Annotated in this window: 25 protein-coding genes; 15 read left to right on the top strand and 10 right to left on the bottom strand. The window is 53.5% G+C overall.

Features of this window, described 5'->3' with window-relative positions; translation table 11 throughout:
- The first annotated feature begins 140 nt into the window (after positions 1–140).
- On the top strand, positions 141–923 hold the full coding sequence (locus tag IV433_RS05415) for a hypothetical protein (protein WP_229893224.1): 783 nt from the start codon (positions 141–143) through the stop codon (positions 921–923).
- 62 nt (positions 924–985) lie between these two features.
- Here the strand turns inward: IV433_RS05415 and kup are convergent, their stop codons facing one another.
- Together kup and IV433_RS05405 are read right to left on the bottom strand one after the other, a co-directional pair.
- A complete protein-coding gene (gene kup / locus IV433_RS05410) occupies positions 986–2,860 on the bottom strand; it encodes a low affinity potassium transporter Kup (RefSeq protein ID WP_195813345.1) in 1,875 nt (624 codons plus the stop codon).
- A gap of 113 nt (positions 2,861–2,973) precedes the next feature.
- Positions 2,974–3,834 (bottom strand): LysR family transcriptional regulator, encoded by an 861-nt coding sequence (locus tag IV433_RS05405; protein ID WP_195813344.1) that lies wholly within the window; start codon positions 3,832–3,834, stop codon positions 2,974–2,976.
- A 115-nt stretch (positions 3,835–3,949) separates the two neighbouring features.
- On the opposite strand from IV433_RS05405, the gene IV433_RS05400 reads away from it, so the two are divergent.
- The 3 genes from IV433_RS05400 (at position 3,950) to pptA (ending at position 6,138) form a co-directional block, all read left to right on the top strand.
- Entirely contained in the window at positions 3,950–4,954 is a 1,005-nt protein-coding gene (locus IV433_RS05400) for a nitrilase family protein (RefSeq protein WP_195813343.1), read from the top strand.
- A 323-nt stretch (positions 4,955–5,277) separates the two neighbouring features.
- Complete coding sequence (gene mntP / locus IV433_RS05395) at positions 5,278–5,850, top strand: manganese efflux pump MntP (protein ID WP_152323844.1); 573 nt, start codon at positions 5,278–5,280, stop codon at positions 5,848–5,850.
- Between the two features lie 57 nt (positions 5,851–5,907).
- Positions 5,908–6,138, top strand: coding sequence for a tautomerase PptA (pptA, locus tag IV433_RS05390; protein ID WP_104925012.1), 231 nt, complete (start codon positions 5,908–5,910; stop codon positions 6,136–6,138).
- Between the two features lie 85 nt (positions 6,139–6,223).
- Here pptA and IV433_RS05385 read toward each other — a convergent pair whose 3' ends face one another.
- The 4 genes from IV433_RS05385 to IV433_RS05370 all read right to left on the bottom strand — a co-directional run bounded on the left by IV433_RS05385 (position 6,224) and on the right by IV433_RS05370 (position 8,804).
- Positions 6,224–7,132: an SDR family oxidoreductase gene (locus tag IV433_RS05385; RefSeq protein WP_195813342.1), complete on the bottom strand. Its 909-nt coding sequence runs from the start codon at positions 7,130–7,132 to the stop codon at positions 6,224–6,226.
- Between the two features lie 105 nt (positions 7,133–7,237).
- A complete protein-coding gene (locus IV433_RS05380; protein ID WP_195813341.1) occupies positions 7,238–7,573 on the bottom strand; it encodes a hypothetical protein in 336 nt (111 codons plus the stop codon).
- A 119-nt stretch (positions 7,574–7,692) separates the two neighbouring features.
- A complete protein-coding gene (locus tag IV433_RS05375; protein WP_195813340.1) occupies positions 7,693–8,550 on the bottom strand; it encodes an MBL fold metallo-hydrolase in 858 nt (285 codons plus the stop codon).
- 53 nt (positions 8,551–8,603) lie between these two features.
- A complete protein-coding gene (locus tag IV433_RS05370; RefSeq protein WP_104925015.1) occupies positions 8,604–8,804 on the bottom strand; it encodes a hypothetical protein in 201 nt (66 codons plus the stop codon).
- An 860-nt stretch (positions 8,805–9,664) separates the two neighbouring features.
- Between IV433_RS05370 and IV433_RS05365 the strand changes: the two genes are divergently transcribed.
- From IV433_RS05365 to IV433_RS05340, 6 genes are all read left to right on the top strand, one after another.
- On the top strand, positions 9,665–10,192 hold the full coding sequence (locus IV433_RS05365; protein WP_195813339.1) for a fimbrial protein: 528 nt from the start codon (positions 9,665–9,667) through the stop codon (positions 10,190–10,192).
- A gap of 96 nt (positions 10,193–10,288) precedes the next feature.
- On the top strand, positions 10,289–10,972 hold the full coding sequence (locus IV433_RS05360) for a fimbrial biogenesis chaperone (RefSeq protein ID WP_195813338.1): 684 nt from the start codon (positions 10,289–10,291) through the stop codon (positions 10,970–10,972).
- Between the two features lie 75 nt (positions 10,973–11,047).
- Entirely contained in the window at positions 11,048–13,633 is a 2,586-nt protein-coding gene (locus IV433_RS05355) for a fimbria/pilus outer membrane usher protein (protein ID WP_195813337.1), read from the top strand.
- A gap of 7 nt (positions 13,634–13,640) precedes the next feature.
- Complete coding sequence (locus IV433_RS05350; RefSeq protein ID WP_195813336.1) at positions 13,641–14,588, top strand: fimbrial protein; 948 nt, start codon at positions 13,641–13,643, stop codon at positions 14,586–14,588.
- A gap of 80 nt (positions 14,589–14,668) precedes the next feature.
- Positions 14,669–15,184: a fimbrial protein gene (locus tag IV433_RS05345; RefSeq protein WP_195813335.1), complete on the top strand. Its 516-nt coding sequence runs from the start codon at positions 14,669–14,671 to the stop codon at positions 15,182–15,184.
- Between the two features lie 28 nt (positions 15,185–15,212).
- Entirely contained in the window at positions 15,213–15,725 is a 513-nt protein-coding gene (locus tag IV433_RS05340; RefSeq protein ID WP_195813334.1) for a fimbrial protein, read from the top strand.
- 78 nt (positions 15,726–15,803) lie between these two features.
- Here IV433_RS05340 and IV433_RS05335 read toward each other — a convergent pair whose 3' ends face one another.
- Positions 15,804–16,439, bottom strand: coding sequence for a helix-turn-helix domain-containing protein (locus IV433_RS05335; protein ID WP_195813333.1), 636 nt, complete (start codon positions 16,437–16,439; stop codon positions 15,804–15,806).
- A gap of 283 nt (positions 16,440–16,722) precedes the next feature.
- Here IV433_RS05335 and IV433_RS05330 point away from each other — a divergent pair, with 283 nt between their 5' ends.
- Complete coding sequence (locus IV433_RS05330) at positions 16,723–17,361, top strand: helix-turn-helix domain-containing protein (RefSeq protein WP_195813332.1); 639 nt, start codon at positions 16,723–16,725, stop codon at positions 17,359–17,361.
- 70 nt (positions 17,362–17,431) lie between these two features.
- Here the strand turns inward: IV433_RS05330 and trpS are convergent, their stop codons facing one another.
- Positions 17,432–18,439 carry a tryptophan--tRNA ligase gene (gene trpS, locus IV433_RS05325; RefSeq protein ID WP_195813331.1) on the bottom strand — a complete coding sequence of 336 codons (1,008 nt, stop codon included), beginning with the start codon at positions 18,437–18,439 and terminating at the stop codon, positions 17,432–17,434.
- A 238-nt stretch (positions 18,440–18,677) separates the two neighbouring features.
- Positions 18,678–19,604, bottom strand: coding sequence for a DMT family transporter (locus tag IV433_RS05320; protein WP_195813330.1), 927 nt, complete (start codon positions 19,602–19,604; stop codon positions 18,678–18,680).
- A gap of 240 nt (positions 19,605–19,844) precedes the next feature.
- Here IV433_RS05320 and IV433_RS05315 point away from each other — a divergent pair, with 240 nt between their 5' ends.
- From IV433_RS05315 to IV433_RS05305, 3 genes are read left to right on the top strand one after another with little or no spacing between them, the layout of a single operon-like run.
- A complete protein-coding gene (locus IV433_RS05315; RefSeq protein ID WP_195813530.1) occupies positions 19,845–20,684 on the top strand; it encodes a transporter substrate-binding domain-containing protein in 840 nt (279 codons plus the stop codon).
- A 3-nt stretch (positions 20,685–20,687) separates the two neighbouring features.
- Positions 20,688–21,398 (top strand): 5-oxoprolinase subunit PxpB, encoded by a 711-nt coding sequence (gene pxpB, locus IV433_RS05310; RefSeq protein WP_195813329.1) that lies wholly within the window; start codon positions 20,688–20,690, stop codon positions 21,396–21,398.
- An 11-nt stretch (positions 21,399–21,409) separates the two neighbouring features.
- Positions 21,410–22,396, top strand: coding sequence for a 5-oxoprolinase subunit C family protein (locus tag IV433_RS05305; RefSeq protein ID WP_195813529.1), 987 nt, complete (start codon positions 21,410–21,412; stop codon positions 22,394–22,396).
- 71 nt (positions 22,397–22,467) lie between these two features.
- On the opposite strand, the gene IV433_RS05300 is transcribed toward IV433_RS05305, so the two are convergent.
- Positions 22,468–23,670, bottom strand: coding sequence for a pyridoxal phosphate-dependent aminotransferase (locus IV433_RS05300; RefSeq protein ID WP_195813328.1), 1,203 nt, complete (start codon positions 23,668–23,670; stop codon positions 22,468–22,470).
- 369 nt (positions 23,671–24,039) lie between these two features.
- Here IV433_RS05300 and nac point away from each other — a divergent pair, with 369 nt between their 5' ends.
- Positions 24,040–24,963 (top strand): nitrogen assimilation transcriptional regulator NAC, encoded by a 924-nt coding sequence (gene nac / locus IV433_RS05295; RefSeq protein WP_195813327.1) that lies wholly within the window; start codon positions 24,040–24,042, stop codon positions 24,961–24,963.
- Positions 24,964–24,971: the final 8 nt, after the last annotated feature.

The following is a 24,971-nucleotide window of genomic DNA, read 5'->3' as shown; positions in this document are numbered from 1 at the left end:
CTTCAACCGAAAGTTTGGTGAGGGTGACAGACTGATAAGAAGAATCCTCCGAGTTCCCCGCCGCGACATTCATCTCAATCCTGAGATCGGGTATATTGGTACGCAGATCACAAAAATCCCTTAAAGGAAGACGTCGCACTATGAGTTATCGTTTCACCCTGGCCGCCGTTGCGGCCGTTTTCGCACTCACAGGATGCGCAAACACCAAAACCGCTGAAAAACCGGCGTTCGATCTCGGTTCCACGCGCCTGACCGTGACACACGTTCCGACCAAAACCGACGATGGCACCCAGATTTACGTCACCATTGATGGCAAAGATGCCGGTGCGCTGGGGCTTGGCGAAAGCGTGGAAGTGCAGCTTCCGGAAGGGAAACATCAGGTCGGCGGTTATGCCCGTTCACTGATCGGGCGCGTGACTATTGCGCCTGTCGATGTGACAACGTCACGTAACGACATCAGCCATGTGACCTATTCCGTTGCGAATCTCAAGCCGACATTCCTGGTTCGCGCGACAACGCCGGTCCCGAAACCTAAGTCAGAATCGGTGCCGTTAGAACCGATCCCGGCCCTGCCAACGCAAATTGAAGCTCCGGCAACGGACGTTCAGGCGCAAACCACAACGCCAGCGGCATCAGCCACTACGCCAGCAGAAACTCCAGCACCGGCAGCAGCCACGACGGCTACATCATCAACGCCAGCCACCACAGCACCGGCGACGACGACCAAAACCGAAACCACTTCGACACCGGCTGCGGCAACTACAACTCCGGCTGCCACAACACAGACTGAAACCACGACGACACCGGCCACGCAGACCACGACGCAGTCTGTGCCTGTCACCACGTTGCAGTCGCAGACGGACACCACAACGTCATCGCCTCAGGCCGCTAACATCACCGAACTTCAGGATCCGCAGAGCTAAACCGTTCTGCTTTCTGAACGGCCCGTTTCCGGATTTCATCCCCGGAAACGGGCCGTTTGCTTTCAGAATTTCACCACCGCACCCAGCTCAATCACACGGTTTGGCGGAATATGGTAATGTTCCGGCGCACGCAGGGAGTTACGTTGTAACACCTGGAACAGTTTCCCCCGCGCTTTGAGATACCACGGACGCGGATCGCCCAGCACAAACGTATCCCGCGACATAAAGAACGACGTTTCATTCATCGTACACTTCAGCCCTTCCAGCCCGCAGCGGTACAAAATATCAGTGACGTTGGGTTTTTCCCGCCAGCCATAACTGGCAATCACCCGCCAGAACGACGGTGAAAGCTGCTCAATCGTCACACGCCGGACGTTATGCACGTAAGGCACGTCTTCCGTCGCAACCGTCAGCAATATCACGCGTTCATGCAATATCTTGTTATGTTTGAGATTATGCAGCAGCACCAGCGGCACTTCATATTGCCCGCGCGACATCACCACGGCGGTGCCCGGTACGCGTTTCGGCGGCGATTTTTCCAGTGACACGATCAGCGCTTCGAGCGCTTCCGGATCCTGACGCAAACGCCTCAGCAGGCGGTTACGTTCGGTTTTCCAGGTCAGCATGATCAGCAAAATCGTCAGGCCGATAACCACCGGCAGCCAGCCGCCGGAGAACAGTTTGACCAGATTCGCGGCAAACAGCGGCACATCAATCAGCAGCATGACCGCCATCATCAGGCCGCCCACCCAGCTTTTCCAGCCCCAGTTTTTGACCATCACAATGCCAATCAGCAGTGAAGTAATGACCATCGTACCGGTCACCACAATGCCGTATGCCGACGCCAGATTGCTGGAGTGTTTGAAGCTGAGAATGGCAATCAGCACCGCGAAATAGAGCAGCCAGTTGACGACCGGAATATAGATCTGCCCCGACTCTTCATCCGAGGTATAAATGATGCGCATCGGCGGCAGATACCCCATCCGCACGGCCTGCCGCGTCAGGGAGAACACGCCCGAAATCACCGCCTGCGAGGCAATCACCGTCGCCAGCGTCGCCAGTATCAGCAGCGGGATCAGCGCCCAGCCCGGTGCCAGCAGGAAAAACGGATTCTGGATGGCATCAGGTTTGCTGAGCAACAGCGCGCCCTGCCCGAAATAGTTCATCACCAGCGACGGCCCGACCAGAATAAACCACGCGATACGGATCGGCTTTTTACCGAAATGTCCCATGTCAGCGTACAACGCTTCCCCGCCGGTCACGGACAGCACCACCATGCCGAGCGCGAAAAATGAAACGGTTTTGTATTCCGCAAAGAAATGCACCGCCCAGTAAGGGTTCAGCGCCTGCAAAACCTGCGGATTACGCAGGATCCCACTTATGCCCAGCACGCCAATCGTGACAAACCACAGCACCATCACCGGCGCAAAGATCTTCCCGACGCTGCCGGTGCCATTTTTCTGAATGAAAAACAGCAACGTCAGAACGGCAATGGAAAAAGGGATGATAAAACGGTCGAGAGAAGGCTCGATGATTTCCAGCCCTTCAATGGCGGAAAGCACCGAAATCGCCGGGGTAATGACGCCGTCGCCGTAGAAGAAACTGCCGCCCACCAGCCCGAGAAACATGATAAGTGGCACCCATCGCGGGCTCAGATTGCGCACAGCCAGCGACATCAGGGTGAGAATCCCCCCTTCGCCGTCGTTGTCTGCGCGCATCACAAAACTGATGTATTTGACCGAAACGACCAGCATCAGCAGCCAGAAGATCAGTGACAGAAAGCCGAACAGAGAACTTTGTGTCAGGGTAATGCCCGCCTGGCCGGTCAGGCACTCCCGCAGGGTATACAACGGGCTGGTACCGATGTCGCCATAGACGACACCAATACAGGCCACAGTCACAGTAAGCAGCGATGATTTCTTTTTTATATGTGTCATAAGTGGCTTCGCGATGTCTCAGGACAACCTTTGTTATCCCATTTTCAGAGTATAGCTGCTGCCACATGTTCAACGCCTCAACAACCCTCATTTTCTTTACATAAAAGAAACATTTAACGCACAAAGCCTTTTGCGATCGCAATAAAATTATCGCGGACAGAATCGTCATAGCGCGGATCCCAGGCGATCCCCACCTGCCAGCGGGTTGCCCCACCCGGAAGCGGCACAATATTCAGCCCCGGCGGCGCGATATGCACCACGCTTTGCGGCAACAGCGCCACGCCGGTACCGGCAATAATCAGCGCGACAATGGTCTGAATATCTTCCACCTGCTGCGTGGAGGCCGGGAAAATGTGCTGGTCGTGCAGGAACAGCGTCGTCTGCGTATTCAGGCCGCCGCCGCGCGCCGGGTACAAACGCAGCAACGGGAATTTTTGCAGCCAGTCTTCGATGCTCAGACCGTTATTCTCCGGCGTGACCAGCACCAGATTATCGTCAAACAGGCTGTGATAACTGAGCGGTTTTGCCGGTGGCACGCGGACAAACCCGACCTGCAACGCCCCGCTTTGCAGCATTTCGTATTGCTGTGCCGAGGGCAAATCTTCCAGCGTAATATCGACGCCGGGAAACTGCGCCCGGAACTGCGCAATGCATTGCGGCGCAAAATAAAAACTGGACAGCCCGAAGCCTGCCGCCAGAAAACCCTCGCGCCCTTTCGCCACCTGTTCCGCGTGATGCAAAAACAGCCCGGCCTGCGCGACGACTTTTTTTGCTTCCGGCAACAGCCGCTGCCCGCCCGCCGTCAGCGCGGTGCCGTGGCGGCCACGCGTAAACAGCATCAGGTTCACCCGGGATTCCAGCAGATTGATCTGTTTGGTGAGCGCAGGTTGTGATATCGCCAGCGCCTCTGCTGCAAGCGCGTAATTTCCTTTTTCAGCCAGCACCACGAACGCCCTGAGCAGTCGCGTATTCATATTTTGCATTCCGTTTGGTTATCAAAAATGAAAAACAATTCATTATAAAGTTATCAACCGGATTGCTGTAATGCCAGTGAAAGTCACCCTTTGTGACCCTTTGCGGAGAACGGCGATGAGCGAAGTAACGTCAGTCAAATCGATAAAAACGGCAGTGGTTCAGTTTCAGCATCAGGCCAGTAATAAGGCTTACAACCTGTTGATTATGGAGAAATACATTGAACAGGCTGCTGCGCAGGGCGTGAAGATCCTGGCCTTCCCGGAAATGTGCATCACCGGTTACTGGCACGTGCCGGGGTTGTCGGCGGAAGAAGTGAATGCGCTGGCTGAACCGGTTGAAACCAGCCCGTCGCTGGCACTGATCAGGGCGCTGGCGGCGAAAAATCAGATGCTGATTGGCGCAGGTCTTATCGAACGCGCGGCAGATGGCCGGATTTATAACACCTACGTAGCCTGCATGCCGGACGGTTCTTATCACGCGCATCGCAAACTGCACGCGTTTGAGCATCCTGCATTCAGCTGCGGCGACGGTTTTACCGTATTTGATACGCCGTGGGGCGTGAAGGTGGGGATCCTGATTTGCTGGGACAATAATCTGGTGGAAAACGTACGCGCGACCACGCTGCTTGGCGCGGATATCCTGCTGGCACCGCATCAGACCGGCGGCACCCATTCGCGCAGCCCGCACGGCATGAAACCCATTCCGCTGGAATTGTGGGAACAGCGTGCGGAAAGAAAGGAAGAAATCACCGCCGCGTTTAAAGGGGAAAGTGGCCGCGGATGGATCCTGCGCTGGCTGCCATCGCGCGCGCACGATAACGGATTGTTCATTTTATTCAGCAACGGCGTGGGCGCAGATGCGGATGAAGTCCGCACCGGCAACGCGATGATCCTCGACCCTTATGGCCGGATCATCAGCGAAACCTGGGTTGCCGCCGACGCCATGGTCAGCGCCGAACTGGATTTAACGCTGATCCCCCTGAGTTCCGGCCGCCGCTGGATCTACGGCCGACGCCCTGAATTGTATTCCATTCTGACCGAGCATCAGGGCTACGAACGCGACGCCATCACCGCACGTTTTTCCGAAGAAGCCACGGGGCCGGCATCACGTAAAGTTTAACGGGTCATCGCGTAATGATAGGTAAGCCGGTTATTTTTGATTTCCGGCTCAGCCGCCCGCAGGCTGCGCCTCACCCGCTGAGAATTACTGAATACTCCCTTCAGAACCTAACGGATTAGGATTACAGGCTTTTTTATCTCTCAGTGGATGAATTTCAGGCCAAATGAAGCCTTTTCATACAAATATAGCCAAGGCTAACATTCTTAACCAATACTATAACTAGTTGAATATTATGGTTTTTTTATTTTGTTTTTTGTGGCAGACTGCGCGCTTCTGATGATAACCCGCCTTTTTGTCACCAAAGGCCTGACCGGTCCGTTTTTATGCAACTTTATACTATCCTCATTCTGGCTTTTGGTATGTCTATGGATGCCTTCGCGGCGGCTATCGGCAAAGGTGCTGCGTTGCACCGTCCCCCGCTGAAAGAGGCACTGCGTACCGGATTAATTTTTGGCGTGATTGAAGCCATTACGCCGGTGATCGGCTGGGCAATCGGGCTGGCGGCCAGCCAGTTTATTATGAGCTGGGATCACTGGGTGGCGTTTACCCTGCTGCTGGTTCTGGGTATTCGTATGATTTCCGAAGCCTTCAAAAAAGATAAGGCCGAAGAGGTTGAAGCGCCGCGCCGTCACGGTTTCTGGCTGCTGGTGACCACCGCGATCGCAACCAGCCTGGATGCGATGGCCGTCGGCGTCGGGCTGGCATTCCTGCAAGTGAATATTCTGGTGATGGCGCTGACGATTGGCGCGGCTACCACCATTATGGCGACTTCCGGCATGCTGCTTGGCCGTTTTCTCGGCGCAGCCATCGGTAAATGGGCCGAAGTGCTGGGCGGTATCGTGCTGATTGGCATCGGTACCTCGATTCTGGTCGAGCATTTAGGTTTGCTGAGCTGACGTGAATTACGGTAGCTTTACGGGAAATGGTTCAGCCAATCCGACAGGAGCACCGTAATGCCACATATTGATTTGAAATTTTACCCGCGCGGACTTTCAGAAGAAGCGACGCAGAAACTGGTCGATGACCTTTCCGCCGTGCTGATCAATCATCTGGGAACAACGGACAAAGCCATCTCCGTGATGCTCACAGAAGTTCAGCCGGATGCGTGGAAAAGCGATGTGTATGATCCGGTCATCAAACCGGCATTAGAGCAGATGGCGAAAAAACCCGGTTATACCCTGTAATCTCTCTCACTGCCCCCCTTGTTTAAGACCCCGTCACGGCTAACGTGACGGGGTCAGTTTTTAGTGCTGATGACTTTAGTGCTAATTACAGCGTTCCCGTCCCGCCATCAGAACACCAGACCTGCCCTGAGGAATAGCTGCTTTCCGGCGATGCAAACGCGACATACAGCGCCGCGATTTCCGCAGGCTGGCCGGGGCGCCCCAGCGGTGCCTGCTCGCCAAATTTTTCCACTTTCTCCTGCGGCTGACCACCCGAGGTTTGCAGGACTGTCCAGTACGGGCCGGGCGCGACGGCATTCACACGGATCCCGTCCGGCGCTAACTGTTTGGCGAGTGATTTGGTAAACGCCACGATGGAGGCCTTGGTTTGCGAATAGTCGAGCAGGTTTTCACTCGGCAAAAATGCCTGAACCGAGGTCGTGTTGATCACCGAGCTGCCGCGCGGAAGATAATCCAGCGCCGCTTTGGTTATCCAGAACATCGCGTAAACGTTGGTTTTAAACGTCGCATCGAACGCCTCCGTTGTGAGGTCTTTAATCGAGTTGCAGAACTGCTGACGCCCGGCGTTATTCACCAGAAGATCCAGCCCGCCGAGCTGTTCGGCGGCTTCTTTCACCAGCTTCTGGCAAAACTGCTCATTACGGATATCCCCCGGAATTGCAATAATCTTGCGCCCTTCACTGCGCAGTAAATCGACGACTTCCCGGGCATCCGGTTCTTCTTCCGGCAAATAATTGATCGCGACATCTGCGCCTTCCCGCGCAAATGCAATCGCGACAGCGCGGCCAATGCCCGAATCACCTCCGGTCACCAGTGCCTTGCGGCCTTCAAGCCTGGAACTCCCCTGATAAGAGGTTTCACCGTGATCCGGAACCGGGATCATTTTGCTCGCCAGACCCGGAAATGGCTGTTTCTGCCTTTCAAAAGGGGGCTTCGGATAGGCATCCACATGTGGCTGATTGAGGGACGGCGGAAGGGTTTTGTGACTGCTCATGACGGCTCCTTAAACTTAAAACGTAGCCTTAAGGGTAGAACACCTCAGCCTGCCCGAGGTGTGTTACGGACAGTTCCGAGTTGAAGCCGCAAGCATTGAGGGATATCAGGTAAACGTCATCGCCCAGGTGATCACCCCGGCGACAACGGTGGTGAAGGTCAGCGCGACGAGAAAAAGTATGTCGGCAGTTTTTTCCAGCTTGTGGTTGCGCCGCACATTACGCGTGCGCAGCGCCCAGTAAGACAGAATGGTGCTCGCCAGATACAAAATGGCGTTAACCGCCAGCAAATCGTCGCCCAGCGTCCCTTCTTTTCGTAACGTCGTGATGACCTGAAAAATCCCGATAACCGTAATGCAGACGCCAACCATCGCCGCTGACGCCGTAAAAATATGAACGCAGATATCCTCATCCAGTTTGACGTTGCGGTTTTGTTTGAGCATCACAGACCCCTGCAGGCAAGCGACGTCCGTTTCGCAAAGTTCGAAGATTCACGGTATCCGACATTTCACTGAGTGTGGATCATGCTTTTGAGTGCATCAACGTCACCGGTTAACATTTTTCAGCTTTTCGGATAAGCCACATGATAGCCCACGGTATTGTCCGGCGAGGTCAGCGGCAGAATATGCGCAAAACCCGGTTCGCCGAAATGCATACCGGCCACCAGCAGGTTTTCCCGGGCGGCCTGCGCCATGATCGTTTTACGGGTGTTTTCCGCCTGAACGGGATCGCAATCAAACGCGATGGAAACGCCGGGCTGCGCGGACTGAATATGCGGGAAATGCACGATGTCGCCCCAAATCAGCAGGCTTTGCTCGCCCGAATCGATGCGGTATCCGCTGTGCCCCGGCGTATGACCGGGCAGCCAGACGGAACGAATGCCTTTCACAATCTCCGCGCCATCAAAAAACTTCAGCTTCGCCGCGTAAGCCGTCAGCATCCGGCGCGCCAGCAAGAAATTACGCTGCCGGTGCTCCGCGACCTGCATCATTTTGCTGTCATCGCGCCAGTATTCGGCTTCGAGCGGGTGAATATGAATTTCTGCATTGGGATAAACCGGTTGCGCCTGCGCGTCCAGCAGCCCGCCGATGTGGTCCGGGTGCGCGTGCGTCAGCAGAACCGTGTCGATATTTTCGGGAGCCACGCCCGCAGACCGCAGATTTTCACCGAGCTTTCCGCCGGAATTATTCAGCCCGCCGGTGCCGGAATCGACCAGAATGATGCGCCCCTGCCCGCGGATCAGATAACAATTGATATGAATATTGCCGGGCTCTGCCAGCCCGGCATCACGTTGTATTTGCGCGGCATCTGCCGCCTCAATGCCGGACAAGAGATCCAGGCTGGCCGCCATGTTCCCATCGCTCAGGGCGGTTACAGTAAAATCCCCAATCTGGCGGGATGCAAAAGACGGATTGTTCATAATCACCTCAGGTTAACTACGTGCATGAGGCTGCAACATCGTGGTTTAGCGACTCATAAGCCTTTAATGTGTTTGATCGCCAGCTGGAGCGCCGAGTTCGGCTCACCGTGGAAATCTAACGCCTCTTCCTGCGCACGTTCGAGACAAAAAACAATACGCCTGCGGCTGACTTCCTCACAGTTCTGAGCAAGCATCAAACAACATTCACCCACCATCCTGCAGGCCTCTTCAAAAATCTGACCGGACTCTCGCATAGCAAACTCCATCACGCCTGAAAATAAAACACTGTTTTTAGGTTAACGGCATAATTTGATAAAAGTTTGTTTTTTTTACCGAACCTTTACTCAAATTTTCTGAGCCAGCGGGTTGGGAATGCCGTGTGTCACAGCCTGAGGGAGGGGTAATGCAGCTATTAGCGGAGAAGAAATACGGCAGTTCTCAGGGCTTATTCACCTGAAACCCAGCAGCCAGTTAATATGAGATAAAGAATTAATATTGCAAACGGTCAGTGAGACAGACAAACCAATCATCAGTAAACAATACACAATAAGAAATATTGTGATAGTCAGTGTTTTTTCACGGACGACGGCTTTATATAAAGAAAGCAACATAATGTTCTTCTCCCTTGCGGATGAAACCTGACATCTGAAAAGCGCCACCGCTTATTCTTTTATCAGTAATTTTATAAGACTTAATGTGCGTACAGTAATTCTGTTGCCGCACATTTACCATTTAAAAAGGATCCACATTTGGACAACGAATTATTTCACCTATAAAACAGCAAGTTAACCAATTATTACTCACACCCCAGAAAGAAAATAAACTGCAAATCCATAAATGGACTTCCAATGTATATTTGAATCCAAAAGGGTTTGAGCTTGTTAACGGACCTGTGGATAATGCGCCCCAACAGAGAGAACAACGTTAAACAATAATAAATGAATGGCTCATAAAAATATGAATCATTGTGATTTATTATTCGGGCGAAATCTTTCTGTAAATAACTTACGCAACAACACATGGAAAGACCGAATGAATACATCCGTTAATTAACGGACGGGAAATTATTGCCCGATTCATTTGGCTAACATATTAACACTCAAGGAATATTGCTATGAAAAAGAATCTTATTGCTGCTGCTATCGCTGCTGTTTCTATCCTGTCTGCTTCTTCTGCTTTCGCTGAAGATGGCCAGGTTAACTTCAAAGGCGAAATCATTGATTCAGCATGTACCGTGGTTAACAGCGTGAGCAACCCACTGGACGTAACTTTGGGTAAGGTCGCTAAAACGGCTTTCACTGGCGCGGGTTCCACTGCAGCAACAACTAAGTTCACCCTGCAACTGAAAGACTGTCCGGAAACCGTTTCCAGCGCGACAGTTAAATTCGACGGCACTGCAGCAGATGGCGATAACAGCGTTCTGGCCCTGACTGACGAATCTGGCGTAGCAACGGGTGTAGGTATTCAGCTGACCGACGCGTCTAACGCCGTTCTGCCACTGTTCACCGCTTCTGCCTCTTACGAACTGTCTTCTACCGAAGATAACGATCTGGACTTCGTTGCCCGTTATATCGCGACTTCAGACACCGTGACTGCCGGCCCGGCAAACTCTGTAGCGAGCTTCACCGTTAACTACAACTAAGTTTGCTCCCAGGCTCCGGCCTCAGGCAGTGAAAATTCGGGTCGGTGGCTTAGGTCACCGGCCCGCTCTTCTTAATCTTTACTGTGGATTTTTTCGATGAAATTTAAACAAAAAGCGCTGTTCGCCGCGTTGTTATTCACCGCGACGATTTCTGTTGCACAAGCAGGCGTTGTCATTGGCGGGACACGCCTGATTTATGACGGTGGAAAAAAGGAGTCTTCACTGAGCGTCAATAACCCGGACAAAGCACCTTATCTGATTCAGTCGTGGGTAGAAACCACCGGCGGTGGCGCTGAGAAAGCCCCCTTTATCATCACGCCTCCCCTGTTCCGGCTTGATGGTGGTCAGCAAAACGTTCTGCGTGTGATCCGCGCGGGCGGCAATCTCGCCAGCGACAAAGAATCGTTGTACTGGATGAACATTAAATCCATTCCGTCTGCTGAGAAAAAAGAAGGCCAGAACACCCTGCAGGTGGCGGTGAAAACACGCATCAAACTGATTTTCCGCCCTGATGGCCTGAAAGGTGTGCCGGAAGAAATGACACAGAACCTGAAGTGGCAGCGCAGTGGCAACCAGCTTCAGGTCACGAACCCGACGCCGTTCTACATGAACTTCCAGCAGGTCACCGTGGGCGGGAAAGAAGTTAAAGAAGCGACGTATGTCGCGCCGATGAGCACTGCCCGTTTTGAGATGCCAGCGGGCATCACCGGTAACAGTGTGAACTGGAAAATTATCAGTGACTACGGCGGTATTGGACCTCAGCACACCGGCGCGATCTGAATTTAAAACTCTCATAAGGCTGTGAGATCAGGGAATGGACGCCGTGCGTCCTTGCAGGTACAGGAGCGTTAACAGATGAGTCATAAGCAATACGAAAAGACCCGCCGGAAGGCACCACGGATAAGTCATCTTGCTTATCTGATTGCGGCACTTTCCGGCAGCCTGAATATGAGTGCTCAGGCTGCCGATTACTTCAACCCCGATCTTTTGCAGGTGGACAATCCGCAGCAGGGCGCAACGGATCTCTCGGTTTTTGAAAATAACGGAGGACAGGCGCCAGGTGTTTATCATGTTGATATCTATCTGAACAACGACAAGGTCGATACCCGTGATGTCACTTTCTCCCTGCAAAAGGGGAAAGACGGCAAAGAAACATTGCAGCCTTGCCTGAGCGTCAAAGCGCTGGCAAACATGGGCGTTAAAACCACGCAGTTCGCTGAACTCGGCACCGGTGAGTGCGCTGATTTGAGTGCCATTCCGCTGGCCAGTGCGGAGTTTCGTTTCGGCGCTCAGCAACTTCTGCTGAGTATGCCGCAGGCCGCCGTTTCACAAACGGCGCGTGGATATGTTCCCCCGGAGCAGTGGGATAACGGCATCACCACCCTGCTGCTGAACTATAGCGTGACAGGTGCCAGCAATTACGCCCGAAACAACTCCGTTCAGGATAACGACAGCCAGTTTGTGAACCTGCGTCCGGGCGCGAATATCGGGCCATGGCGTTTGCGTAACTATTCTACTTACAGCCGCAGCAGCACGGACGGGGACAAGTGGGATACCGTCTACACATACGTGCAGCGCAGTATTATTGCCCTCAAAAGCCAGATGACGCTGGGCGACAGCAGTTCCCCTGCGGACGTCTTTGACAGCATGCCTTTCCGTGGTGGCCAGCTGGCGTCGGATGACGACATGATGCCGGACAGCATGAAAGGCTACGCGCCTGTTGTGCGCGGGATAGCCCGCAGCAATGCGCAAGTCATCATCAAACAGAACGGCTATGTGATTTACCAGAGCTACGTCTCACCGGGCGCGTTCGAAATCACCGATATGTACCCGACCGGCGGCAGCGGCGATTTATATGTGACGATCAAAGAAGCCGACGGCAGCGAGCAGCAGTTAGTGGTGCCTTTTGCCTCCCTGCCCGTTCTGCAACGTGAAGGCCGCCTGAAATACTCCCTGACCAGCGGCCAGTACCGGTCTTATGACGGCAGCGTGGATAAAACGGCCTTCAGCCAGGGCACCGCGATTTACGGTTTATCACACGGTTTCACCGCGTACGGCGGCGGTCAGTTCGCCAGCAAATATCAGTCTCTGGCGACAGGCGTGGGTAAAAACTTCGGTGACTTCGGTGCGCTTTCCGTAGACGTGACGCAGGCGTGGTCAACGATGCAGGATCAGGCGAAAGAGAGCGGTCAGTCATGGCGCGCGCGCTACAGCAAAGATATTTTGCAAACCGGGACCAACTTCTCCATCGCCGGTTATCGTTATTCGACGGCGGGTTTTTACGGCATGCAGGAAGTTCTGGATACGTATCGCAACGATACCAACGACCCGCAGACTGAACGCCGCCGTAACCGCGCAGAACTGACAATGAACCAGAACCTGTGGGAAAACGCCGGTTCGATATCCGTCAGTCTGGTGAGCGAAGATTACTGGAACAGCGGTCGGAATATGAAGTCGATCGGCCTGGGTTACAACAACAGCTGGAACGGCATCAGTTATGGCCTGAATTACAGCTATAACGAGAACTCCACGGCGAATGCCAGTAACAGCGATAAATATGGCAACAGCACCGGTGGCGGCGGTCGTGTTTATGACCGCGATCAGATCTTTGCTTTCAACGTCAGCATTCCGCTGAGCCGCTGGCTGCCAAATACCTATGCAACGCATAACCTCAGCACCAGTAAAAACGGCAACACCACCAATACTGCAGGTCTGAACGGTACCCTTCTCGATGACCATAACCTGAGCTGGAGTGCGCAGGAAGGCTACGGCAGTCAGGGCACGGGCAACAGCGGTAACCTGAATGCAGATTATCGTGGCACCTACGGCGAAGTGAACGGCGGTTACGGCTATGACAAGAACACGCAGCGCCTGAACTACGGTTTACAGGGCGGGATTGTGGCGCATGAAAACGGCGTGACCATCGGCCAGCCGCTGGGCGAAACCATCGCTATTGTAAAAGCGCCGGGGGCTGAAGGCGTAGGCGTCAGTAACCAGACCGGCGTAAAAACCGACTGGCGCGGTTATGCCATCGTGCCGTACGCATCGCCATACCGGAAAAATCAGGTCGAGCTGAATACGCAGACATTACCGGATGATGTCGATCTGACGCTGACCTCCCAAAACGTGGTCCCTACGCGTGGCGCTGTGGTGCAGGCAAACTTTAACGCCAACGTCGGTCAGCGCGTATTAATGACAATATTACGTCAGGACGGCGCCCCGCTGCCATTTGGTGCGACAGTCACCGATGCCGCTCAGAAAAATACCCAGGCATTTATCGTCGGTGATAACGGTCAGGTGTATTTATCGGGCATGAGCGAAAACGGCATATTAATGGCGAAATGGGGAAATGAGGTAAATCAAAAGTGTCAGGTGAGTTATTCCCTGGCAGAAAAAACAAATAACTCTGGCGTTCAGACAATTAACGCACAGTGCAGGTGATAATTTTATGAATTTTAATATCAGACATCTTATATTACTGCCCCTCTGTTTTTTATCATTTTTTGGTAAAGCAGATTGCTTAAACATAGTTGCAGCAACGATTAATCAAACTATTCCAGCCCTCAGTTTCCAACGAGACGTAGACGTGCCAGTAGGAACAATATTATGGCAAGGGGATGTATCATCACCGGTTGGAGGTGCCTTAGGTTGCTCCGGTACTGTTATTGATAATAGAAAAAATATTGTAGGCAGTAATTCGGGAATGATGAGCGGAAATAGCCAGGTATATTCAACTTCTGTTCCCGGTATCGGATATGCAATAAGTTACAATTCAACCAGTTTTAGTAATGGCAGGGCGTGGCCAAGCCAGACCACCACGGGCGCCAGCGATGCGACTCTTATAGAAACAACATCGTCACTCCGGCTCATTAAAACAGGGCCCATTACATCAGGCGTGCTGCCTGCCGGGCAATATGGCGAGTGGACGTGGGGCGGCGGAGTTATCGAGAAAATATTTATAGCGAACTCACCGACGATAACTGTGCTTTCCTGTTCGATAAATAACACAAGCATTCAAGTTCCTTTGGAAGATGTTTTCGCCAGTGACTTAACCTCTGTCGGCACTACCGCTAAACCAAAACTATTTAATGTCGGTCTGGAGTGTGAAGCAGGCGCAAAAATCAATGCCAAACTTACCGGTACGCAAAATACCGATAGCAGCGTGAATGGTGTGTTACAGCTCACCGGTGCCGGTGGTAATAATGTCGCAAACGGTGTGGGGATTCAGATTCTTTATAATGATGCGCCGGTAGTTTTTAATAATAACGTCGTACTTAAAACTGCCTCTGGTGGACAAGAAACCTTCCCGTTCACGGCACAATATTATCAGACCAAAACGGCGGTTACCGCAGGTTCGGCAAATGCAACGGCGACACTGGAAATAACGTATCAGTAACGCGTTAATTTATTTATTCCATAAAGGAAACGGGGAAGTTAACAGCTTCCTCTTTACATCAAAGTAAAAAAGGAAAAATCATGAAAGGAATAGCAAAATTTTCAGTTCTGGCATTACTGGCAATGAGTTATCAGGCCGCAAATGCTGACCCGATCAATATCAATATTACCGGCAACGTCGTCGCTGCGCCCTGCTCCGTGAATAACAACACCAGCAATCTGAATGTCAGCCTGGGCAATGCCATTCAGGCCACTGATCTGGCATCCCCCGGCGATGGTTCGACACTGAAACCTTTTAATTTAGCGTTAACCGCCTGCCCGTTCGGCACCAGCAACGTTAAGGTCACGTTTAGCGGTACGCCGGATACCGCGTCACCAACGATGTATAAAAGTACCGGAACGGCAACCAACGTCGCCGTGGAGCTTTCCCAGCAAGGCACCGGCACGATCCTGAGCAACAACAGCACGCTGACTCAGCCGGTGCTGGCCGACAAGACCGTCACTTACGCGCTGAATGCCCGTGCCTATACCACCGCAGGCAGCGTTATGCCGGGTAACGTCAGCACAGTTGTACAAGCCAGCTTTACGTATAACTAAATTCAGCGAATCACGAGGAATAGCCTGAGTGCGCAGATTACTTAAACAAACAGTATTGATTTTGATGGCGGGAGCGATGAGCCACGCGGCTCAGGCACTTGATCTCAATATCAGCGGTACTGTCATCGCCAGCCCCTGTACCGTTGATACTTCATCCGTCAGTAAAGACGTTGATTTCGGCACAGTCCGCAGCACGGATTTAAAAGACGCGGGGTCGGCCAGCGACTGGAAATCGTTCAGTGTGAACCTGATTAACTGCCCTGTTTCAACCACGAAAGCGCAAGTCACCTTCACCGGGAATCCGGCGCAAGAGGATGCCACGATGTACGACAATGCCGGTACCGCCAGCAATGTTGCCGTACAAATGGCGACGTACGCTGACAAATCAAACATCCTGGGAAATGGCACCAGCATGACGGTGAATATTGATGCGCAACATCAGGCAACGTATTTACTGGCCGGGCGTCTGGTCAGCATCAACGGAAATACCGGACCCGGTACTTTCAACAGTGTTGTACAACTGAACTTCACCTATCAGTAACCGGCACTCTCCGGCATGAATATCTTCATGCCGGATTACCCTCACAGCCCGCCAACTCATTCCGCCTTTCTGCGCCAGTCAGTAATCGGCGGGCAACTCATTAATCCGGATCAGCAACCCGCGTTTGATAACGATATAGCCCCCCTTATTCAGATTAGACAGAACCTTCATTACCCCGCTTCGTGACATGGGGGTTCTGTCCAGAATGTACCGTGCTGCCGGGACGGTGGCGCGTGTTTCGAAATCCTCATCGTTCAGCGCCCGCAGCAGATTACAAATCAGCGCATAGGTGGATATCCCGCTGTTAGTTTTGAGATATTCATTAAAACGTGAACACACGTGCATCAGGAAGTAAGACACGCTTTTCCATAAATCATGTTCATCAACGTGCTGCAAAACCTCCTCCAGCGGCAGGTAGATATACTCAATCTGGGTGGTTGCCTGTATGAAGACATTAGAAGGATCGGGGATGAGTTCGCTGATCCCCATCATGCTGGGCGATTCGATCGACCCCAGAATCAGTGAATCACCGTAGCGTTTTACATCGCATTTCCCCTGAAACAGCAGAAAACACATCTTGGTCCCGCTCTGGATCAGCTGAAAACGTTGCCCCGGTTTGGCTTTTAATTTCTTACTCGCCCCGGCCAGCGATTCCTGCAAAATCTGAATGTGAGTAACGGGTTTCAGGGTGGCGACAGACTTGCTGTTATTCATAAGTACCATTATGTGAACCATTTAAAAAAACTATAGCTGATTTAATAAATATTGCGCCCGGATTTTTCTTAGCTTCGGCCTTAAGAACGCAAAATCCATTAATGGATTGTGAAGGTAAAAATGAATCCCGAAGCCTTTGAGACATCAGGATAATTATAAGATAATACTTAGGAACCAGAGGCCAGGGAATTATTAACAGTACATTTCCTGCTTCATTAAATACTGAACACTGTAATTTCTCTTATATTGTTAACGGCTGTTCCGACAGCCCCGGTGAATCGTCATGTATGATTTTAGTAAAGTCATTGAGAAATCCCCCCCGCAGCTCGAATTTGAGGATTTTTTCACTTCATTAAAATCACTGTGTGCGGTTCGCAAGGGAAAGCCGGGGCAAAAATTTAATCTCGAACAAAGCGATAAGCGCCTGTGTTTTATCCTGTTTAGCGGCACCGGGCTGGTGAAAAGAGTGAACGACTCACTGGTGCTTTCGACCATCCACGGTCCATGTATCGTTGGCTTACAGGATATTTTCCACGTTAAATCTGACGTGCAGGTTTCTTCTACCAGCGAGGTAGAATACAGCCTGGTCGTCGCCAGTGATTTATTTTCATGGGCCGAAGAAAAAGGATTATGGAAAAATATGTGTTACATGCTGATGCTTTCATCTACCCGGTTCAGCGAATATCAGAAAGAAACGGTCGGCGTCAGTAATTACGAATTAATCTGTAACCTTCTCTATTCCCTGAATAAAGAATCGTTTGAAATACGCGCGACCACCACGGCGCTGGAATATATCCAGACACGCAGCATGTTATCGCGCAGCGGAATAATGAAAACGCTCTCCTCACTGAGGATCGGCGGATATATTACGATCAGCAAAGGGCTGCTGATTAAAATAAACTCGTTGCCGAAGAAGTTCTGAAGCGTGTTTATTGCTGCCCGCTGAACCGGAAAATCCCCTCAATACGCTGAGCGCTGAGGGGATTTTGCTTTCAGAACATCACCGGCAACCCGAGTCCGCGTTTCACCTGCACCAGCGTTTGCTGCGTGACGTTTTGCGCCTGCTCGCTGCCGTGGCGCAGCAACGCCAGCAACTGGCCTTTGTCCTGAATAAACGTATTTCTGCGGCTGCGGATCGGCGCAAGCAGTGCTTGCAGGCACCCTTCCAGCTCGTCCTTACAAGCCCGGTCGCCTAATCCTCCGCGCAGATAATGCGCTTTCATCGCGCTGACTTTTTCTGCGTCCGGGTGGAATGCGTCCAGATAGCTGAACACCACGTTGCCATCAACCTGACCGGGATCGCTGACCCGCAGGTGATTCGGATCGGTGTACATCGCGCAGACCGCCTGATGAATGTCTTCTTCGCTGGCAGAAAGCGTCAGCGTATTGCCGAGGGATTTCGACATTTTTGCCTTACCGTCGATGCCCGGCAGACGCCCCGTTTTGCTTAGCAGCGCCTGACAATGGCGCAGCACCGGCTGATCCGTCAGGCTGTTCATCTTGTGGACGATTTCATTGGTCTGCTCAATCATCGGCAACTGATCATCGCCGACGGGAATCAAATCCGCCTGAAACGCCGTGATATCCGCCGCCTGGCTGATCGGATACGCCATAAAACCGACCGGCAGCGAACGGGCAAATCCCTTCTGGGCAATTTCACTTTTCACGGTCGGGTTACGTTCGACGCGCGCTACGGTCACAATATTCATATACAGCAGGGTGAGTTCGGCCAGCGCGGGCAATGCGGATTGCAGGCATACCACTGTTTTGGTCGGGTCGATGCCCACCGCCAGATAATCCGCCATCACTTCGAGAATATTACCGGCGACTTTTTGCGGAGAATTGCCGTTGTCTGTGAGCCCCTGAAGATCGGCTATCAAAATGTATTGCTGGTTATCGTGTTGCAGCGCCACACGCTGGCGCAGGGAGCCCACAAAGTGGCCCAGATGCAGCTGACCGGTAGGACGGTCGCCGGTAAGAATGGTTTTTGCGTTGTTCATGAGAGTTCCTTTTTGGGTTTTTACGCCGGAAGGGAGTCTGATAAACAACAAAGCCGCCTTCCGGCGGCTTTGTGAACAGATACAGAAATTCGGCCGCCTTTAAATTGGCAGCCACCAGGAACAACGTGGTGTGGTCATGGTGTGTATCTGAGTTTTCATGGCGGTAATTTATCATTGCTTAGCACGAAAAGTAAATCCCGAATTTCTTCGCACGCCGCTCACCACGGGCGTTGCAGGGCTACTCGGCTTTTACCGGCTTGATGAGCAACGCTTTTCCCCGGCGTCTTTCGCTCAGCACGGCCAGTATTCCGGCGGCGGCAATCACCGATGCGCCAACCAAAGTGGAGACCGTGGGCAGACTGTCGAGGAAAAGAAAACCAATCATCATCGACCAGACCATCGTGGTGTAATCGAACGGTGCCAGCAGCGAGGCGTCGGCGTAACGCAGGCTCAGCGTAATCAGAATCTGCGCCATGCCGCCGAAAAATCCGCAGCCAGTCAGCAGCAAAAGCTGTTTGTTATCAGGGATTTTCCAGCCGAAGAAAATCGTCGCCAGCCCGATCAGCATGGTCATCAGCGAGAAGTAAAAGACAATCGCGCCCGGCCTTTCGATACCGTTCAGAAAACGGATCTGTACCGACGACACCGCCGTACACATTGCCGCCAGCAGCGCCAGGATCACGCCGAGTCCGGCTGAAACCTGTGTAAATCCGCCAGAAAGCAGCGAACCGCTGTCACGCAGATGCGCCCACAGCATCACCAGAATACCGGTGAAACCCACCACCACCGCCATCCAGCGGGCGGCATGCACGTTTTCACGCAACAAAATAGCGGCCATGATCACCGTAAACAGCGGCGCGGCGTAACTGATTGCCGTGGCGTCCGCCAGCGAGATATACACCAGCGCCAGATAGTTAAAATACATGCCGCCGGTGCCGGAAAATCCGCGAATTAAATGGCCGAATATATTCTTCGTTTTAATTTGCGCAATCACCGGCCCCTGCAATTTCAGCCAGATCAGCAGCGGAAATAAGGCGACGAAAGAGCGAAAGAATATCACTTCTCCGGTAGGAATATTTCCGCCCAACCCTTTTACGCAGGCCAGCATGAGCGTGGCGCACAGGGCGGATAATATTTTCAGCGAAACACCCATTCTGGCGTTCATGTTTAACCCTTTTGCTCTTTGAGATTAGCGGTCTGAAACTGACCACTATTCTGGCAGAGCCGCCTTTTTTGCGGTCATACAAAAAGCGTATCGCCATACAGGGTTTACTTCTTATACAACGCCAGATTGAGCTTATATAGTCGGGTTGACCTCATAAGAAACCGCAGCCAGTTTTGCTCACAGTGAGCCAGGGGAAGTTGTCGTCACACACCGCTAATTAAAAGACCCGGAGAATGAATGATGAAGCTGAAGTTACTGTCTTGCTCTTTGCTGGCATTGCCGCTGATGGCGGCCTTTTCCTCTGCGAAAGCCGATGTTCTCTCTGATATTCAGGCGCGCGGCGCACTTAACTGTGCCGTGTATTCCGATGTGCCGCCGTTCTCTTCGCCGGATCCGAAAACCCGCCAGCTGGCCGGAATGGATGTGGATTTATGCACCGCGTTAGCCAAACAGATGGGCGTAAAACTCAATCTGATGCCGACCTCTATTGAAGCACGCATCGCGGTGATCGCCACCGGCCGCGCCGACGTGCTGATTGCCAATCTGGCGTACACCAAAACGCGCGGCCAGCAGATTCAGTTCAGCGACCCGTATTACGTGGCGAAAGAAGTGCTGGTGGTGAAAAAGCCGAACGTCGATAAAACCCGTGCGGATTTTAAAGGCAAACGCATCAGCGCCACCAAAGGCACGACGTCTGAACAATCCATTTATCTGGCGGGCGCAAAAGCCGTGACCTTCCAGGATGCCGCGTCGGCGTTTCTGGCACTCGAACAGAATAAAGCCGTGGGCTTTGTCACCAACACCATGACCGCTATCAAGATGATTTCTCAGGCCGGAAAAGACGGCATCGAACTGGGGATGATCAAAGAGCCGATGGCGCTGGAACCGATTGGCGTCGGCATGAAAAAGGACGAACCGGCGTTACTGGCAAAAGTGAACGGCAGCCTGAAAGCGATGGATGACGACGGTACCATCGACAAAATCTGGGCAACCTGGATCGGGCCAAATACCGAATACAAAATGGTGCGCGAGGACAAAGTTCAGCCACTCTCCAGCCTTAAATTCGAACCTCTGGAATAGCCGATGACCCTTGTGTCGCACGAGGCGCCTTCCCGCGCCTCTTTTATTCTTGCCAGTCAGGGCGACAACGTCAAAATCTCCACCATCGGCAGCCGCGCCTGGCTGATTGAAGCGCCGGGGGATTTCGACCTGCCCGCGCAGCGCCGCATCTGGTCGCTGGCGGCCACACTGCGCGCACGCGATGACGTCGAATCGCTGATCCCCGGCGTCACCAATCTGCTGGTGCTGTTTCGCCAGACGCCGGAAGATTACGACGCGACTTTCGCCCTGCTGACCGCCGCGTGGGAACAGGCGCAGGCCGTTCATCCGCAAGGTAAACTGATTGAAATTCCGGTGATTTACGGCGGTGAACACGCCACGGATCTGGATGCGGTTTGCCAGCATACCGGGCTTTCGCCGCGCGAGGTCATCCGCCGCCATTCTCAGGGCAGCTACACGGTGTTTTCGCTGGGCAGCGCGCCGGGTTTTGGCTATCTCCACGGGCTGGACCCGTCTCTCGCCACGCCGCGTAAAAAAGTCCCTTCGCTCAATATGCTCAAAGGCACCGTAACCATCGGCGGCGCGCAGACCGGCGTTTCCGCGCTCACCGGGCCAAACGGCTGGAACGCCATCGGATTCGCCGAACTGACGCTGTTTGACCCGCGTGCTGAAAATCCCGCGCTGATGGCACCGGGTGACAGCGTGCGGTTTCTGCCAGAAAGGATAGAACTGTGACCCAAAAAGCTGTGATTGAAATAGTGAAAACCGGCCCGCTGAATACCGTTCAGGACGCGGGCCGCAGCGGATTTCGGGATATCGGCGTGTCCGTCAGCGGCGTGATGGATCCGCTGGCGTTTCGCGCGGGCAACATCCTGCTGGGCAACGACGAAAACGCCGCCTGCATTGAAGTGCAGATGTTCCCGTTTAAAGTCCGCTTTCTTGCCGATACCAGCATTGCCGTTACCGGCGCGGATTGCCGCACGAAGCTCGACGGCGAAGAGCTTCCGCCCTGGTGGGCCTGTTCCGTCCGCGCCGGGCAGGAGCTGGAAATGCAATTCCCGCGTTCCGGCGCGCGCAGCTATTTGTGCGTGGCCGGAGGCATTGACGTGCCGGTCGTGATGGGTTCGCGCAGCACCGCCCTGCGCGGCGGTTTCGGCGGAACAGACGGGCGACCGCTGGCGAAAAACGATCGTCTGGCGACAGGTATTTCTTTCATCTCACCTTTGCCTGCGCAAGGCATGGGTATCGAGCCGCCGCAGATTGCGCTGGCCCACGTGTTCCCGACCAGCACTGAGGGACTGGTGCAACTGCGCGCCATTCCCGCCGGTGAATATGCGCTGTTTGAAGCCGATCTTCCCCGCTTCTGGTCGCAGCCCTGGAAGGTTTCCCTGCACAGCAACCGCACCGGTTACCGCCTGTCCGGCGAGCCGGTAACGCCGTCGAAAGTCATTGAAATGCGTTCTTACGGGTTAATCCCCGGTATCGTACAGGTTCCGCCTGCGGGCGAGCCGATCATTCAGCTGGCCGACGCCAATACCGCCGGGGGCTATCCGAAAATTGCCGGGATTATTGAAGAAGATTTGTGGCGTCTGGCGCAGGTTCAGCCCGGTCAGAGTATTCAGCTAGTCAAAAGCGATGCACGCGAAGCCATTGCCGTGGCACGTCAGATCAACCAGTGGTTCACCCGCCTGCGCGATAACGTAATGCCGGTGAAAACGGCGATGGGGTTTTAAATTTCCTTCCTGATGAAACAGAAACGGGCCCGAAAAAGGCCCGTTTCTTTATGTCCCGAACTCAGATTTTGTTACTTCAGACCGGCACAAAACTCGGCGATCCGGTCGCAGCCGTCCTGCAAGATCTCCATGCTGGTGGCGTAGGAAATGCGAAAATACGGGCTCATGCCGTACGCCGCGCCCTGCACGGTGACAACGTGTTTTTCTTCGATCAGCGCCATCACAAAATCAGCATCGTTATCGATGTGACGCCCGCCTGCGGTGGTTTTACCAATACAGCCTTCGATATTCACAAACAGATAAAACGCGCCCTGCGGTTTATGGCAACGCAGTTCATGCACGGACGTTAAACGCTCGAGCACGTAATCGCGGCGCTGACGGTAGATTTCAGCGCGCTCTTTCAGTAAATCCTGCGGGCCGTTCAGCACAGCAACCGCCGCCGCCTGCGTGAGCGTGGTGACGCCCCCGCTGTTTTGCGTGTTCACGTTGCTCATGGCTTTAATCAGATCTTTCGGGCCGCCGCAAAAACCTAAACGCCAGCCGGTCATGGAATAGGCTTTCGACACGCCGTTAACCGTCAGCACGCGATCGAGCAAACGCGGCTCCACTTCGGCCAGCGTGTAAAACGTCACGTCGTCATAAATCAGGTGTTCGTAAATATCATCAGTCAGGATCCACACGCCCGGATGGCGCAGCATCACTTCGCCAATCGCCTGCAATTCCTGGCGCGTTGCCACGGAACCGGTCGGGTTGCTCGGGTAATTCAGCAGCAGCCATTTGGTTTTTGCCGTGATCGCCGCCTCAATGTCCTGCGGATACGGCTTGAAATTGTTCTCTTCCGGGCAGGCCACCGGCACCGGAATACCGCCCGCGAATTTGACAATATCCGCATAGCTGATCCACGACGGCGTCGGGATCACCACTTCATCGCCCGGATTGATCGTCGCCAGCATCGCGTTAAAGATTATTTGCTTCGCGCCGCCTGCGGTGAGGATCTGGCTCACGTCGTAATCCAGATTGTTATCGCGCTGGAATTTACGCGCGATAGCCGCCCGCAAAGCCGGGGTTCCGTCCGTTGGCGGATAGCGGGTATCACCGCCGAGCGCGGCGGCGTAGGCCGCTTCCGTGGCGTGTCGTGGCGTCGGGAAATCCGGCTCGCCGGTAGAAAGTGCGATGACGTTCACGCCTGCGGCGGCGAGATCACGGGCCTTTTGCGTCATAGCGACGGAGGCAGAAACAGAGACATTTTTTAAGCGATCGGCGATATCAGGCATGGTCCTGGGGTTCCATTGTTTTTATCGAACGTAAAAAGACGGACAGCGATGAGGCACTACAGGGGGAAGAGTAATGAGGAACGGACCGCGCCGACCAATAGCGCTTTGTTGTGGTGACATAACACAAAGCAATGGCTGAACGCGCAAATCAGGCAATTTGCACCGGTGCAGTGCAGGCGGGGGGCGTCATTTTCCGGCAGGCGGCGCAAACGCCGAAAATAAACGGCGACGCAGTGAACAAACTGCCGCTGAAATCAGAGGAAAAACCGGCGTTCAGGCATAAATCAGCGCATCAGTGCGTGTTGGCACTCATCTTGCTTCATACACATTACTTATAACACCACGCGTTTACGTGATGAGGATGCCATCGTGAATCTCCGCCGCCTTAAATATTTTATCAAGATTGTCGATGTGGGCAGCCTCACTCAGGCCGCAGATATCCTGCACATTGCGCAGCCTGCGCTCAGCCAGCAACTCGCCACGCTGGAAGGCGAAGTGAATCAGCAACTGCTGATCCGCACCAAACGCGGCGTGACGCCGACCGAAGCGGGCAAGATTTTGTATATCCACGCGCAGGCCATTTTGCGCCAATGCGATCAGGCGCAGAGCGCGATTGACGGCTCGGCGCTGGCGCTTTCGGGCAGCGTTTCCGTCGGGCTGGCGCCGGGCACCGCCGCACAACAGCTGGCATTGCCGCTGATGGAAGAAGTTCACCGGCAATATCCGGGCATCGTGTTGTATTTCAATGAAAACTTCGGCACCACGCTGAGCGAACTCATCATGAATGGCCGGATGGATATGGCGGTGATTTACGGCAACCGAGAAATTCACGGGCTGCGCTTTATGCCGCTGATGAAAGAAGAGCTGTATTTCGTGTGCCCGCACGCACTGAGCAAACCGCTGAAATCCGTCAGCCTGGCGCAGGTGGCGAAGTACGATCTCTTCCTGCCACGCATTTATAACATCATGCGCAAAGTCATCGACGACGCGTTTATTCACGAAGAAGTGACGTACCGCGTGAAGTGCGAAATCGAATCGCAAACCACCCTCAATGCCGCGCTGGCCGCGGGATTGGGCTGCACGATCATGCCGGAATCCGCCGCCCGCGCCATGCTCAAAGCCTCGGGTTCATGGATGGCAAAAATCGATAAACCGAACATTCAGGCAGCGCTGTCATTTTGTATGTCCGACCATCTGCCCCTTTCCCAGCCGGCCGAAGCGGTCAAAGCGATTTTACTGTCGCTGATGGCCAGCCGCACGGTGGATAACCGGCCACTGACGCTGGTGGGGTAATAAGCGCA

The sequence above is a fragment of the Rahnella laticis genome, assembly GCF_015644585.1.
In the GTDB taxonomy this organism is placed as follows: domain Bacteria; phylum Pseudomonadota; class Gammaproteobacteria; order Enterobacterales; family Enterobacteriaceae; genus Rahnella; species Rahnella laticis.
The sequence above is the reverse complement of the archived record's forward strand: the minus strand, read 5'-3'. Positions and strand labels throughout refer to the sequence as shown.

What these genes read in the sequence shown, in the direction of transcription:
- IV433_RS05375 (WP_195813340.1), bottom strand. Translation starts at nt 8,550, where the DNA reads ATGAACAATCCGTCTTTTGCATCCCGCCAGATTGGGGATTTTACTGTA.
- mntP (WP_152323844.1), top strand. Translation starts at nt 5,278, where the DNA reads ATGCAACTTTATACTATCCTCATTCTGGCTTTTGGTATGTCTATGGAT.
- pxpB (WP_195813329.1), top strand. Translation starts at nt 20,688, where the DNA reads ATGACCCTTGTGTCGCACGAGGCGCCTTCCCGCGCCTCTTTTATTCTT.
- IV433_RS05320 (WP_195813330.1), bottom strand. Translation starts at nt 19,604, where the DNA reads ATGAACGCCAGAATGGGTGTTTCGCTGAAAATATTATCCGCCCTGTGC.
- IV433_RS05370 (WP_104925015.1), bottom strand. Translation starts at nt 8,804, where the DNA reads ATGCGAGAGTCCGGTCAGATTTTTGAAGAGGCCTGCAGGATGGTGGGT.
- IV433_RS05300 (WP_195813328.1), bottom strand. Translation starts at nt 23,670, where the DNA reads ATGCCTGATATCGCCGATCGCTTAAAAAATGTCTCTGTTTCTGCCTCC.
- IV433_RS05405 (WP_195813344.1), bottom strand. Translation starts at nt 3,834, where the DNA reads ATGAATACGCGACTGCTCAGGGCGTTCGTGGTGCTGGCTGAAAAAGGA.
- IV433_RS05330 (WP_195813332.1), top strand. Translation starts at nt 16,723, where the DNA reads ATGTATGATTTTAGTAAAGTCATTGAGAAATCCCCCCCGCAGCTCGAA.
- IV433_RS05400 (WP_195813343.1), top strand. Translation starts at nt 3,950, where the DNA reads ATGAGCGAAGTAACGTCAGTCAAATCGATAAAAACGGCAGTGGTTCAG.
- IV433_RS05365 (WP_195813339.1), top strand. Translation starts at nt 9,665, where the DNA reads ATGAAAAAGAATCTTATTGCTGCTGCTATCGCTGCTGTTTCTATCCTG.
- IV433_RS05385 (WP_195813342.1), bottom strand. Translation starts at nt 7,132, where the DNA reads ATGAGCAGTCACAAAACCCTTCCGCCGTCCCTCAATCAGCCACATGTG.
- IV433_RS05380 (WP_195813341.1), bottom strand. Translation starts at nt 7,573, where the DNA reads ATGCTCAAACAAAACCGCAACGTCAAACTGGATGAGGATATCTGCGTT.
- IV433_RS05350 (WP_195813336.1), top strand. Translation starts at nt 13,641, where the DNA reads ATGAATTTTAATATCAGACATCTTATATTACTGCCCCTCTGTTTTTTA.
- IV433_RS05355 (WP_195813337.1), top strand. Translation starts at nt 11,048, where the DNA reads ATGAGTCATAAGCAATACGAAAAGACCCGCCGGAAGGCACCACGGATA.
- trpS (WP_195813331.1), bottom strand. Translation starts at nt 18,439, where the DNA reads ATGAACAACGCAAAAACCATTCTTACCGGCGACCGTCCTACCGGTCAG.
- IV433_RS05415 (WP_229893224.1), top strand. Translation starts at nt 141, where the DNA reads ATGAGTTATCGTTTCACCCTGGCCGCCGTTGCGGCCGTTTTCGCACTC.
- IV433_RS05335 (WP_195813333.1), bottom strand. Translation starts at nt 16,439, where the DNA reads ATGAATAACAGCAAGTCTGTCGCCACCCTGAAACCCGTTACTCACATT.
- IV433_RS05360 (WP_195813338.1), top strand. Translation starts at nt 10,289, where the DNA reads ATGAAATTTAAACAAAAAGCGCTGTTCGCCGCGTTGTTATTCACCGCG.
- kup (WP_195813345.1), bottom strand. Translation starts at nt 2,860, where the DNA reads ATGACACATATAAAAAAGAAATCATCGCTGCTTACTGTGACTGTGGCC.
- IV433_RS05345 (WP_195813335.1), top strand. Translation starts at nt 14,669, where the DNA reads ATGAAAGGAATAGCAAAATTTTCAGTTCTGGCATTACTGGCAATGAGT.
- pptA (WP_104925012.1), top strand. Translation starts at nt 5,908, where the DNA reads ATGCCACATATTGATTTGAAATTTTACCCGCGCGGACTTTCAGAAGAA.
- IV433_RS05315 (WP_195813530.1), top strand. Translation starts at nt 19,845, where the DNA reads ATGAAGCTGAAGTTACTGTCTTGCTCTTTGCTGGCATTGCCGCTGATG.